Source organism: Marinobacterium aestuarii (genome assembly GCF_001651805.1).
In the GTDB taxonomy this organism is placed as follows: Bacteria; Pseudomonadota; Gammaproteobacteria; order Pseudomonadales; family Balneatricaceae; genus Marinobacterium_A; species Marinobacterium_A aestuarii.
This window is the reverse complement of the sequence record NZ_CP015839.1, coordinates 1,627,908-1,640,682: the sequence shown is the minus strand read 5'-3', so window position 1 is coordinate 1,640,682 and position 12,775 is coordinate 1,627,908. Positions and strand designations below refer to the sequence as shown.

The 12,775-nt window shown below is 58.8% G+C and carries 13 protein-coding genes; 5 read left to right on the top strand and 8 right to left on the bottom strand.

The features are described 5' to 3' along the window. Positions 1–14: 14 nt before the first annotated feature. Positions 15–494 carry a 3'-5' exonuclease family protein gene (locus A8C75_RS07280; protein ID WP_067380094.1) on the bottom strand — a complete coding sequence of 160 codons (480 nt, stop codon included), beginning with the start codon at positions 492–494 and terminating at the stop codon, positions 15–17. Then, on the bottom strand, positions 494–1,399 hold the full coding sequence (locus A8C75_RS07275; protein ID WP_067380092.1) for a class I SAM-dependent methyltransferase: 906 nt from the start codon (positions 1,397–1,399) through the stop codon (positions 494–496). The genes A8C75_RS07280 and A8C75_RS07275 overlap by 1 nt, the downstream gene beginning before the upstream one ends. Positions 1,400–1,552: 153 nt before the next feature. Between A8C75_RS07275 and htpX the strand changes: the two genes are divergently transcribed. Then, positions 1,553–2,440, top strand: a complete 888-nt coding sequence (gene htpX, locus A8C75_RS07270) for a protease HtpX (RefSeq protein ID WP_067380089.1) — start codon at positions 1,553–1,555, stop codon at positions 2,438–2,440. 87 nt (positions 2,441–2,527) lie between these two features. Here the strand turns inward: htpX and A8C75_RS07265 are convergent, their stop codons facing one another. The 4 genes from A8C75_RS07265 to pdxB all read right to left on the bottom strand — a co-directional run bounded on the left by A8C75_RS07265 (position 2,528) and on the right by pdxB (position 5,887). Then, positions 2,528–2,755: a hypothetical protein gene (locus A8C75_RS07265; RefSeq protein ID WP_157890236.1), complete on the bottom strand. Its 228-nt coding sequence runs from the start codon at positions 2,753–2,755 to the stop codon at positions 2,528–2,530. Positions 2,756–2,818: 63 nt separating this feature from the next. Then, positions 2,819–3,931 carry an ATP-NAD kinase family protein gene (locus A8C75_RS07260; RefSeq protein ID WP_067380084.1) on the bottom strand — a complete coding sequence of 371 codons (1,113 nt, stop codon included), beginning with the start codon at positions 3,929–3,931 and terminating at the stop codon, positions 2,819–2,821. Between the two features lie 63 nt (positions 3,932–3,994). Next, positions 3,995–4,696, bottom strand: a complete 702-nt coding sequence (locus A8C75_RS07255) for a flagellar brake protein (RefSeq protein ID WP_067380081.1) — start codon at positions 4,694–4,696, stop codon at positions 3,995–3,997. 42 nt (positions 4,697–4,738) lie between these two features. Further along, positions 4,739–5,887, bottom strand: a complete 1,149-nt coding sequence (gene pdxB / locus A8C75_RS07250) for a 4-phosphoerythronate dehydrogenase PdxB (RefSeq protein ID WP_084783845.1) — start codon at positions 5,885–5,887, stop codon at positions 4,739–4,741. Between the two features lie 165 nt (positions 5,888–6,052). On the opposite strand from pdxB, the gene A8C75_RS07245 reads away from it, so the two are divergent. Together A8C75_RS07245 and speD are read left to right on the top strand one after the other, a co-directional pair. Beyond that, positions 6,053–6,301 (top strand): hypothetical protein, encoded by a 249-nt coding sequence (locus A8C75_RS07245; protein WP_067380078.1) that lies wholly within the window; start codon positions 6,053–6,055, stop codon positions 6,299–6,301. 769 nt (positions 6,302–7,070) lie between these two features. Then, complete coding sequence (speD, locus tag A8C75_RS07240; RefSeq protein ID WP_067380075.1) at positions 7,071–7,901, top strand: adenosylmethionine decarboxylase; 831 nt, start codon at positions 7,071–7,073, stop codon at positions 7,899–7,901. 104 nt (positions 7,902–8,005) lie between these two features. Here speD and A8C75_RS07235 read toward each other — a convergent pair whose 3' ends face one another. Continuing rightward, positions 8,006–8,383 (bottom strand): diacylglycerol kinase, encoded by a 378-nt coding sequence (locus A8C75_RS07235; protein ID WP_067380072.1) that lies wholly within the window; start codon positions 8,381–8,383, stop codon positions 8,006–8,008. Beyond that, a complete protein-coding gene (locus A8C75_RS07230) occupies positions 8,383–10,170 on the bottom strand; it encodes a phosphoethanolamine transferase (RefSeq protein ID WP_067380069.1) in 1,788 nt (595 codons plus the stop codon). Before A8C75_RS07230 ends, A8C75_RS07235 begins: the two co-directional genes overlap by 1 nt. Positions 10,171–10,420: 250 nt before the next feature. Here A8C75_RS07230 and dusA point away from each other — a divergent pair, with 250 nt between their 5' ends. Together dusA and tal are read left to right on the top strand one after the other, a co-directional pair. Continuing rightward, the gene (gene dusA / locus A8C75_RS07225; RefSeq protein WP_067380066.1) at positions 10,421–11,437 is read left to right on the top strand and encodes a tRNA dihydrouridine(20/20a) synthase DusA; all 1,017 of its coding nucleotides are present in this window, start codon (positions 10,421–10,423) and stop codon (positions 11,435–11,437) included. Between the two features lie 26 nt (positions 11,438–11,463). Next, entirely contained in the window at positions 11,464–12,417 is a 954-nt protein-coding gene (gene tal, locus A8C75_RS07220; protein WP_067380062.1) for a transaldolase, read from the top strand. Positions 12,418–12,775: the final 358 nt, after the last annotated feature.

Sequence of the window (12,775 nt, the reverse complement as noted above, 5' to 3'; positions counted from 1 at the left end):
TGCAAGCCTGGAGGTCAGGCTTTTTGATAGGCGTATTGCAAAGCACTGATCAGGTCGGCAACATCATCCAGCGCGCGGTGATTGCGATCCTGGCATTCGATGGCATCCAGAAAACGCTGACGCTGCACGGCGCTGAGCAGCACTTCCAGGCCCCTGAGCTGAAACAGCGGACGCATTTGCGCCGCATCGTACAGACGCCGCATCCAGAAGTGATCGAACTCCAGCGCATCGCAGTAAACCATCTTGCCTTCCAGCGCCCGGTTCAGCCGCCAGCAGGCCGCCGCCGCAGTGACACCCTGATCGTGCAGTTCTTCGCGGGCCAGACCATGAATGCCCTCGGCTACCTCATCCCAGTGTGTCCAGCCCGGCACTGACTGCGGGTCTATCAGAAAACTGTCCTGTTCGCCGCTGCCGGCATCGCGCCAGGCCACCTCTATCGGGTAGGAACTTGTCCCCAATCCGCTGGCCTCGAAATCCAGGCAGATAATATCCATCAGGCCTCCCGTTCGAACAGCAATACCTTGAGGGCCCGCTCCGGGTCCTGCTCGGGAAAGTCGTCGGGGTTATCCAGCCGCTCACGAAAGGCAAACTGCGGGCACTCCTGCGCCATGAGCGCGCGGATAAAACCGCTGTCATGCAAGGGGTCATTATGGCACGCCAGTATGCGGCTGCCGATCTGGGTCAGTTCGGGCAGGCGCCGCACCACCTTGCGATAATCCTGCTCGGCGATAAAGCTGCCGGGCTGAAAACTCGGCGGATCAATCAGAATCAGATCATAGGGGCCGAGCTTGCGCAGCTTGCCCCAGGATTTAAGCAGATCATGCCCCAGGTAGCGCACATCGCGCTGGTCATGCCCGTTGAGCTGGTGATTCTCGCGCCCCCGCGCCAGGGCGCCACGGCTCATGTCCAGATTCACCACCGAGGCCGCACCGCCCGCCATGGCCGCCACTGAAAAAGCACAACTGTAGGCAAACAGATTAAGCACCCGAGCACCACGGGCCTGCTCGCGTACCCAGCGCCGCCCTTCGCGCATATCCAGAAAGAGACCGCTGTTCTGATTCTGCAGCGGTGAAACCCAGTATTGCAGACCCAGCTCAGTGGCCGCCAGGCGCTCCGGCACCTGACCCCAGGCGATCTCGTTACGTGTCTCGCGGCCGCGGCCACGGGATTGCACCACCAGGGCTTCGATACCGGCTACCTGCGCCAGCGCAGCACACAGGCGCTCACACCAGCCAGGCTCGACCTCTTCATACAGCCGCACAACGGCCACCGGTGCAAACCAGTCGATCACCAGGTGCTCTAGCCCCGGATAACGGTGGCCACGACCATGAAACAGCCGGCGTGTTTCGCCCGCCGCTAACTGCAATTGCTGTGTGACTGTCTCGATCAGCGGTTCCATTTTGTACCCCGGCCGGATCGGCGGCTGCAAAAGCGCGGCATTATAGCCGCCGTGGTGGGTAGCAACCAGACGATTTTTAATGCCCAATACATTGAAACTTTATCGCCCTGCCCACATCTTATCGCCTAACACCCAACCAGGTAGACTTACACCATGATGCGGATCGTCCTGTTTCTTGCCACCAACATCGCTGTACTGATCGTCGCCAGCATTACCCTAAGCCTGCTGGGCGTCGAGCATTACCTCAGCGGTACCGGGCTCAACCTCGGCTCATTGCTGGCCTTCTGTGCGGTGTTCGGTTTCGCCGGATCCATTATTTCGCTGCTGCTGTCCAAGATGATGGCCAAGATGTCGACCGGCACCCAGATCATCACCCAGCCACGCACCGAAGCGGAACGCTGGCTACTGGACACCGTTGCAGAACTGTCGGAAAAGGCCGGTATCAAGATGCCCGAGGTCGGCATTTTCCCGGCGCAGCAGGCCAATGCTTTTGCCACCGGCTGGAACAAAAATGCCGCCCTGGTCGCCGTCAGCCAGGGCCTGCTGGATCGCTTTCGCAAGGAAGAAACCCGCGCCGTCCTGGCCCATGAAATTGGCCATGTTGCCAATGGCGACATGGTAACGCTGGCGCTAGTGCAGGGGGTGGTGAACACCTTCGTGATGTTCTTCGCCCGCATCGCCGCCTATGCCGTAGATTCCTTCCTGCGCCGTGATGGCGATGACTCACGCCCTGGCATTGGTTTCTATATCACCACCTTTGTATTTGAAATCCTGTTCGGCATTGCGGCCTCCGTTATCGTGGCCTGGTTCTCCCGTCGCCGTGAATACCGTGCCGATGAGTCCGGTGCCTCCCTGGCCAGCCCCCACGCCATGATCGGCGCACTGCAGCGCCTGAAGTCCGAATATGGTGTGCCTGACCAGTTACAGGGCCAGCTGACCGCATTTGGCATCAGCAGCCACATAAAACAGGGCTTTATGGCACTGCTGTCGTCGCATCCGCCGCTGGATGACCGTATCGCTGCACTGCAGAACCGCCGCTAGGCCACCCAAGCTATAAGACTGCAGATACAGCACTTCAGAAACAAAAGCGGGCGCCCTTGGGCGCCCGTTTTGCGTTCTGCAGCTCGCTCAGCCGCCTTCGTCCAACACACAAAAGGACAGGCAGGTACTGAAGAGCGCCACCGCTATCATCAGCGGAGGCTGCGCCAGCCATAGCATAAAGAGCCCCGACAGTATCCAGATGTTGCGCACCAGCCTCAGGCGAGAACGCACTTGCCATTCGCCCAGCCCAAGCCATCGCAGTACAAATCCGAACAGACCGGGAAACATGAGCACCTCCAGAGTCACAGAACGCATCTAGCCGCGCATCCACATACGCCAGCCAGCGTTCTTTAACGTCCTTTCAGGTTAGAAGCCCACTCAGTAATCCGCCACCCGATAGAGTACGGCGTCGTGGTAGCCGGTGGTAATGCGCATCAGACCCGCGAAGGCGGCATCCAGCTGCGGATCCCCGCTGTCGACAATAAGGGGCCGCCCTTCCAGCGCCTTGAGCTTGGTTTTGGATGCCAGCAAATGAATATTGTCGCGCCCGATACGGCGCAGCAGCGCAGGGCTCAGCTGCTGATTGCCACGCCCGATAATATGCCCCTGTCCACCGATGACCGTAATCACCAGCTGGCTGTCGCGGCTCTCGGTTAACGCCAGCAACTGCTCGGCGGTACAGTCGCTGGCGATCAGCTGACCATCCTCGACAACATCCACGCCCAGCAGCGTATTCGCCAACCCCAGTTCCTGCATTACCGCCTGCACCGTGGTGCCAGAGCCCATCACATAACGTACGCCCGGCAACATGGATTCCACCATGTCCGCGGCGATATCCGCCAGCACCAGCTCTTCAACCTCGCGGGCGCCATTTTTCACATGCTGCAGATAACGGTGCTCCTGGGGCACCAGCAGCTCGCCGTAGTACTTGGCACGCACCCTTCCCTGGCGAAAGGCCTCTTCGTCGATATCCCGCACTTCCTGATCCGCCAGCGTCACCAGCTCGCCGCGCACCAGCATGGCAACAATTTCCCCGGCCGCCCGCGGCGTAACGGCATAGACACCGGAATGGATTTTCACCCCGGCGGGCACCCCCAGTACCGGTACTCGATCCGACAGCACATTGCAGATATTGCGCGCCGTGCCATCACCGCCGGCAAACAGGATCAGATCGACCCCAGCCGCCGCCAGCGCCAGCGCCGCGCGCTCCGTGTCCTCTGGACCGGTATGACCCGATTCGATCTGGCCCAGCACCCGGGGCTCAAAACCTGCGTTAATCGCCACATCGGCCCCCATTTCCGCCGGCCAGGTCAGCACCTCGACCTCCAGCCCCTGCAGCGGCAGCAGCGCCTGCAGCGCGCGCTCGCAGGCTCTGGGCTTAGCACCGAGTTCCAGCGCAAGACGCGCGGTCTCGGCACCATCGCTGCCCTTGAGGGCCACGCTGCCGCCAATGCCTGCCAGCGGGTTAATGATCAATCCCAGTCGAAACACTCGACCTCCTGCACCTGATAATTTGAATAATTGACCACTGCCGGCCCACAGTATCCTGCTCCCTTAGAGAACCGCGTCTATATGGCCGGTTTCGAGCAGCAATTGCTGATAGACAAAGCCTGCCAGCATCACGCGGCTATCTTCCTCCAGATCGCAGAATTCCACTCCGTAGCGAAAACCGGTTGCCAACGCCTGCTGGCTCCTTATCTGCGCCGGCACCAGCAGAACCTGGTCGATACCGGCCAGCACAATGCGCAGGGTCACAAACAGCCGTTCACCTGGCTGGCCGATCAACCCCAGGGCCTCGACACAGGCGCCCTGCAGGCTGATATCCGTACAGAGCGCCGAACAGGGCAAACCCGACTGTGTTGCTGCAGCGTCATCCTCGGTATCCAGCGCTATTTTCAGGCGCACAGGCACACGGGTGCAGTTGCGGATCCGGCGGACTTCCACCTCACCGGGGTACTCAAGGTGCCAGTAGCCAAAGGGCTGTGTCTGAATCCGCAGCAACCGGCTGGTAAAGGCGCAAATGCGGTTGCCCGCCATCAGCCGCACGGTCACCGACGAGCCCGGATTGACACTGGCTGCCAGAGAGCCTGCACGGGGCGCGGCGATCAGCACACTGCCATCAACCCGATAGCCAATGAGCTCGGAAACAAAGCGGCTGCGTGGCGTGCGGCTTTCAACCCGCAGGCGCTCGCCCGGCAATGGCCGTAACTGCGCCAGATCCAGGGATTCGGCACTTTGTTCAAGTGACTTGGGCATTAAGGTTCCGGCGTGGTCATGACGCATTAAAAGCGCGACAGCTTACGACAATTCCACCCTGAAGCCGAGCGCCACAAGCTCCTCGGCCAGCGCGGGCGCCAGCCGGCCGGTAACCGTCAGGGTGTCGAACTCCCGCCGTACCGGATACTCCTTGCGCAGGCGGTCAAATGCGACCCCACGCTGCGCCTGTGGCAATCCCAGGGTTGCGCGCAGCGCACGGTCATCCCGATAGGGGTCATACAACAGACGCATCAGCTCAAGCGGAGTCAGGCCGGGGCCCGCCTCCACCCGAGGTACCGATGCCGCGGGCAGATAGTCCTGCAGAGGAGCGGCTTCCGGCAACCCAAGGTGCTGACACAGCGCCTGATACAGCATATAGGTGCCGCGAATCTTGCCGTCCAGACTGTAACCGGCAATATGGGGCGAACCCAGACGCACGAAAGGCGCCAGCGCAGTATCAATACCCGGTTCATTTTCCCAGACATCCAGCACCAGAGTCAGGTCCGGGCGCTGCCCTGCCACCTGCAGCAGCGCCGCACCGTCGATAGCCGCGCCGCGTCCGGCGTTCAGTACAATCGCCCCCGCACGCAGACGCTTCAGCTGCGCAGCACCCAGCAGATGCTGCGTGGGGTGCGGCCCGGCGGTGACCAGCGGCGTATGCAGGCACAGGATATCGGCCTCGTCCAGCAGCCTGTCCAGACTGACGAACGACTCGCCGCCCTCGGCTGCACGCGGTGGGTCGTTAAGCAGCAAATTGATGCCAAGGCGCTGCAGGCGACGCTGCAGGCGGGATCCGACATTGCCAACACCGATAATGCCAACGGTTTTGTCCCGCAGCACAAAGCCCTGCTCAGCCGCCAGGCTATAAAGCACGGTCAGCACATACTCCACCACCGCATCGGCATTGCAGCCCGGCGCACTGCTAAACGCAATGCTCTGCTCACGCAGGTACGCCTGATCAACATGATCCATGCCAATGGTTGCCGTGCCGACAAAACGCACCGGTGTGCCTTCAAGCAACGCCCGGTCGACCCGGGTAATGGAGCGCACCAGCAGCACATCGGTATCGGCCAGATCAGCCGCCGTCATGCTGCGCCCCGGCAGGGTTCGGACAGTGCCAAGAGACCCCAGCAGGGCCTGGAGCGCGGGTATGTTTTCGTCGGCAACTATATTCAGATGACTGGACTTCAATCTGTACTCCGGATCTTTACAAATGCCATGGTTTCGGGCTCAATGCGCCGTTACGCCCGCTGCACCTTGCATCGGGATCTGGCGCGGCGGGCCTGGGTCTGTCGCATAAACGGGTATGCATTCACTGCAACATTTTCCCCCCGATCGAGTTACGGTAAAAGCCCCTTGATAGTACGCTGGCAAAAAGAGCAGGAATACTTCATTGTTCGCCTGTATCAGGACCTTGTCGGTGACTGGATTCTGAGCCAGAGCTGGGGTGATCGAGCGGCGAATGAAGCGACAGTGACCCATACCGTGCTGCACTCCTACAAGGAAGCCAGACGCCTGCTCAGCAGCATCGCCCGTCAACAGCGCAAACTGGGCTACCGCCACACGGGCCGTAGCGAAGAGCAGCTAGGGTTCGATTTTAACTAAGCTTATCGCTACCTCCGGCACTTCCGATGCCCTATCGCTTTCTTGCTTAGATACGTTAGCCCTGCGAGCAACCGCACTAGTGTACTGCTTCGCTCTTAGAGGCACTTTTAGCGAGTCGCCAGGAGGTGGGCCGCACGGTGCATTTTCGAAGGCATAGTGGGCCTATGTCGAGGAAATGCAACACCGCGGACGACCTTCTGGCGGCTCGCCCGCAGGGAGCGCGCCAATTCGCGCCCAGCTGCGTTGCCGCTCTTGGCAAGAGCCCCACTATTACCGGCGGACGGCGCCTTGCCGGACACGCATTGGCGGGCTCTATAAGCACCCATTAGGGCGAAGCAGTACACTAGTACCCAGCGCTTTCTTTCAGACTCCCAACCCTGCGGCAATAAAAAAACCGGCTCCATGACAGAGCCGGCATTCACGATACGCGTGATAAGAGCCTTGAACATTAAAAATGTGACTGAGCGCATCCCGCCAAAGATGGGCCCTGTCGAACCGATAGCACACCGGCATAAACTCCGATGAATATCGGCGACTTGCGAACAAGACAGACGATAATCTAAACGATAATGATTTGCAATAACAGGCAGAAATATTATCCGAATGAGTTTCCCGTGGCCTGATTTTTGTACAGCAGGACTTTTGTCGCCCCTTGGACTTTTTCTGATCGCCCAGTTGCACTACAATCACGACACATTGCCGGGGCCAGCCCCATAGCTATTCGTCCATCGCGCCCGAGAGGCGCGTTATTTTTTTGGAGGCCTGATCGTTGACACCCAGTGGCAAGATCAAACTGCAGGGCTTTAACAACCTCACCAAAAGCCTGAGTTTCTGTATTTACGATATCTGCTACACCCGGACTCCGGAACAGAAAGCAGAATATATCGAGTACATTGATGAGCAATACAACGCTGATCGCCTGACCGAGATCCTGACCGAGGTCTGCGATATCATCGGCGCCAACGTACTGAATGTCGCCCGCCAGGACTACGAGCCCCAGGGCGCGAGCGTGACGATTCTGGTATCGGAGGAGCCGCTGAAAGACTCACTGATGGTGGATACATCGGAAAAGCCGGGCCCGCTGCAGCCGGACTCCGTCGTGGCTCACCTGGACAAGAGTCATATCTGCGTACACACCTACCCGGAGAGCCATCCGGACAACGGCATCTGCACCTTTCGTGCCGATATCGAGGTGTCTACCTGTGGCGTCATTTCGCCGCTGAAAGCGCTGAACTACCTGATTCACAAGCTCGAGTCCGACATAGTGACGATCGACTATCGTGTACGCGGCTTCACCCGCGACGTTCACGGTATCAAGCACTATATCGACCATGATATTCACTCGATTCAGAATTTCATGAGCGACGATATCCGCGATCTGTACCAGATGGTGGATGTGAACGTTTATCAGGAAAACATCTTCCATACCAAGATGATGCTGAACGACTTCGACCTCAACCAGTACCTGTTTGGCACCACCACCCAGGGCATGAGCGAAGAAGAAATCAGTACCATTACCGACAATCTGTTTCGCGAGATGCGGGAAATATTCTACGCACGCAACCTGCCGGAAATGCCGTTCAGCCAGGGCTTAGTCTAAACCCCAAGCGACGAAAAAAAGCAGGAACCGGGATGAGTCCCGCTCCTGCTTATTTTTGTTTTTGCTTTTCTTAAAAACGCGACTGCATTCAGTCAAGTCTGACATCAGACGACAGCAAGATTGTCCCACAGCACCCCGCCCCAGATCAGCATCACGATCAGCAGCGTAAAAAACACCCCCGCAGACCCCAGATCCTTGGCGCGCCCGGCCAGCTCATGCATTTCGAGCCCGGCCCGGTCCACCACCGCCTCTATGGCACTGTTAAACACCTCTGCCATCAGCACCAGCAAACAGCTGGCAATCAGCAGCCCGAGCTGGACTCCCGTCTGGGCGACCCAGAACGACAGTGGTATCAGCACCAGCGCCGCATACACCTCGTAACGAAAGGCCGGCTCATGGACAAAGGCCGCCCGAATTCCTTTCATTGAGTAGCAGGTTGCATAGTAAAAGCGTGCAGGCCCTGTCACTTTATCGTTGGGCATCATCCCTCTCCAGACATGCTAAGTCGCGGCTCGAACAAGCCACGGTACTTGGGTTCCAGCTCATCGTAACGAATCAGTGTTTCACCATCACTTAATTTCACGCTGCCGCGCTTGAAATCAATGTCATAGATGGACTGATCAGGAAACACCAGGGCGGCCCGCGGGTCATTGTGCAGCGTAATCATGTAGGCCGTCACGATGCGCATGCGCTGCGGGTCTATCGGGTGCAGCAAACTCACACCGCCGAGCTCAGTGACAGGCACAACCGCCATCAGTTCCAGCGCGCTGGGCACTATATCCGCCGCACTGACCGGCGCATCCACCGCAGCCTTCACCGCATCCAGCTGACCGATTGGGGGAAATACCAGCAGCGGGTTGCGAATCACTTCGGGAATAAAGTCGGCATGAAAGCGGCTGCCCTTGTCATCCACATGCTCGCCGTGGTCACTGGCATAAAACACCCAGGTATTGGGATCAAGGCGCCGCGCCTCCTCCACCAGCCTCGACAGGTACAGATCCGTATAGCGCACCGTATTGTCATAGGCATTCACGCTATTGGGACCCGCTTCCGGCAGGTACATCTTGTAGGCTGCCGGCACCTGGGCGCCAAACGGCGTGTGGCTGCCACTCATCTGAGTGACCAGCATAAAGGGCTCCGCCTGCTCAGTCGCGCGCTTTATGTAGGGCATAATCCCCCGCTGCAGCACCTGCAGGTCGTCAGCACCCACGGATACCGACACATTGGCGCTGAAATTCACGCCCTGCTCATAGTGATCCAGATCATCGTCGACAAACAGCTGATCCAGATTACGCCACTGAAAATCCTGCGCCGTAATAAGCGCCGTCTGGTAACCGCCGCTCTTGGCATAATTGAACAATGTGGGCACGGTATAGATGACGCCATGGGGATCCACCCCCTGCAGCCCGGTGAGCATATAGGGCACCGATGTCAGGGTCCGAGGCGAGACACCCACCGCATTTTCCATGGCCAGCATCTCGCCGCGCCTGAGCATCGCCGACAGGTGCGGCGTCGTGTCGCGCCCGTAGCCATAGAGACCCAGATGATCCCGGTTCAGCGACTCGCCAATCACCACTATGACATTAGGCGCAGCGGGACTGGCGGCATGGCGCAACAACTCAGGCTTAACCGGCCGCTCCAGCGTTTTAACCTGTACCTCAAGCGCACTGACAAGGCTGCCAAGGTAGGCCACTGGCGCCACCTGAAAGCTCGAGGCGCCATACCAGTTCAGTGTAACCAGCAGAAACAACGGCAGTGCCAGCGCAGCGCTGAACCCGCGCCGCAGTAACGACGGACGAGCATCGAGCGACATCACCAGCGCCAGAATCAGCCCAACAAACGCCGTTACCCAGATCGAATGCCACAGCGCAACGCTTTGCGCGCCCAGCTGCAGCGACAGCAGCGGATCGGCGGCAAAAAACCGAAAATCAAATGCGGTAACAAATTTGCCATAGACATTGAAGTAGGATGTCTGGGCAAAATAGGCCGCGCCCAGCAGCAGCAGCACAACAGATCCAAACCAGGGCCTGCGCCACAGCAAACCCCGCACGCAGTACAGCAGCAACCAGAAAATCAGCGCGCTGAGGGCGAAATTTACGATAAAACGCTTACCAAACAGGTTCTCAACCAGCCAGGCGCTGTCGCGTACCATAAACAGATCCAGCAGGATCAGCAGCCCCCAGGCAAGCAGCAGCGCGGAGCGTCGGAACAGTGAAGCGCACCGACAGAGCCCATGCCAGGGTGTGGCTAAAAATCGCGAAAAAAACATAACCCATTGAAACCTGAACACTTAATACTAAACGGGGTGCTCGACAGCCACCTGAAGGCGATGCCGGTGCAGACACCGAGGGCGGTTGCACAAAACGCAGGTGGCAATCATAGCGATTTAAACCTCGGGCCGCACCCCTTAGGCCCTCCCGCTATCGGCCACCTGCCACGCCAGTCGCCTGCACTTGCGTGCTTGGTGTATAATCGAGCCCGCAAATTCCATCGCCGATCACAGACCTCAGTTGTACAACATGCCCAGCAGCCTCCAGCACCAGCCAGCCACCAGCACTAACAGCCAGGCGCCCAACCGCCGCTTTTCCGTCGCGCCCATGATGGACTGGACAGATCGTCACTGTCGCTACTTTCATCGTCTGCTGAGCCGCAATGCTCTGCTGTACACCGAAATGGTCACGACCGGCGCACTGATTCACGGCGACAGCGAACGCTTTCTGCGCTATCAGAACGCGGAACACCCCATAGCGCTGCAGCTTGGCGGCAGTGATCCGGATGCGCTGGCGCTGTGCAGTCGCATGGCGCAGGACCATGGATACGACGAAGTAAACCTCAATGTTGGCTGCCCCAGCGACCGGGTGCAGAACAACATGATTGGCGCCTGCCTGATGGCTCATCCACAGTTGGTGGCCGAATGCCTTGAGCGCATGCAAAGCGCCGTATCAATACCCGTTACCGTGAAGCACCGCCTGGGCATTGACGACATGGACAGCTATGAGGAGCTGCACCACTTTGTCGACACCGTACGCACCTCGGGCTGCAGCACTTTCATTATTCATGCCCGCAAGGCGATCCTCAAAGGCCTTAGCCCTAAGGAAAATCGCCATGTACCGCCGCTGAAATACGACTGGGTCTATCGCATCAAGCAAGCCTTCCCAGAGCTTGAGATTATTATCAACGGCGGCATCAAGTCACTCGAGGAATGCGACACCCACCTTGAGCACGTTGATGGCGTGATGGTTGGGCGCGAAGCCTACCAGAACCCCTACAGCCTGCTGGCCGATGTCGACAGCCGACTATACGGTGCACCAGGTGACGCCATCAGTCGCCTCGAGGCATTGCAGCAGATGATCAGCTACAGCGAGCAGGAGCTCGGTGACAGGGTCAACCTGGGGCATATTTCACGCCATATTCTGGGTTTGTTTCATGCCCAGCGCGGCGGCAAGCAATTTCGCCGCTACCTGAGCGAGAACGCCCACAAGCCCGGTGCCGGCTCCGAGGTACTCAGGCAAGCAATGGAACGGATACCCGCCTAATCATTTCGACAAAGGACACACAGAGCATGCAAAGCCAGCTGGAACAGTTGAAAGCCATCACCAGTGTTGTGGCAGATACCGGCGATATCGAGGCGATACGCCAGTTCAGACCCGTCGACGCCACCACCAACCCCTCACTGCTGCTCAAGGCCGGCCAGAACCCGGCCTATCGCCCCCTGCTGGAACAGGCACGCAGCTGGGCCCAGAGCCTTGGCGGCGACAACCAGCAGCAGCTTGGCAACATGACCGACAAGCTGGCGGTACTCATCGGGCTGGAAATCCTTAAACTGGTGCCCGGACGTGTCTCCACCGAGGTGGATGCCCGCCTGTCCTTTAATACGGACGCCACCGTCACCCGCGCCCGCAAGCTTATGGCCATGTATCAGGAGGCCGGCATCAAGACCGACCGCATCCTGATCAAGATCGCCTCCACCTGGGAAGGCATCCGCGCCGCCGAGATACTGGAGCGCGAAGGCATCAACTGCAACCTTACCCTGCTGTTTGGTTTCGCCCAGGCCCAGGCCTGCGCTGACGCAGGCGCTTTCCTGATATCTCCCTTTGTCGGCCGCATCCTCGACTGGCACCGCGCCCAGCAACCCGACGCCGACTTTGGTGGCGACCGCGATCCTGGCGTGGTTTCAGTAACGCGCATTTACAACCACTACAAGCAGCACGACTATGGCACCGTTGTCATGGGCGCAAGCTTTCGCAATATTGGCGAAATTCAGGCCTTGGCCGGTTGCGATCGCCTGACCATCAGCCCCGCACTGATGCAGGAACTGGACGCCACCCAGGCACCACTGGAGCAACGCCTGAGCCGCGCGAGCGCCCGCCGCCAGGAACTCAACACCAGCCTGACAGAAAGCAACTACCGCTGGCAGATGAACGAAGACGCCATGGCGACGGAAAAGCTGGCAGAAGGCATTCGCAACTTTACCGCAGACCAGATCAAGCTCGAGCAACTGCTGCTGGCACTCTGACGCACGGGCACCGCCGCACTTAGCCTGCCAGGGACGGCGAGCTATACGCACTTTCGCTCAGGCAGGCAGGCAGGCAGGCAGGCAGGCAGGCAGGCAGGCAGGCAGGAAAAAGATAAAAGCCGGGCGAGCGCCAGACACTTGAAAATATCAGGCAACCGGTAAATTCGAGGCGCAAGCGAGTCTAAAAAACTGGGCAGATCAGATTATTGCAAAGCGCTTGAAGCAGAGATAAATAAAGCTGCAGATATAAAAAGCAGACATAAAAAAAGGGCTCTTTGGCATCCTGCCATCAAGCCCTCGCCCAGCATCCTTGCCGGTCACCCCTCAAATCCCTGAGAAGTGAGTAATTGAGTTCGTA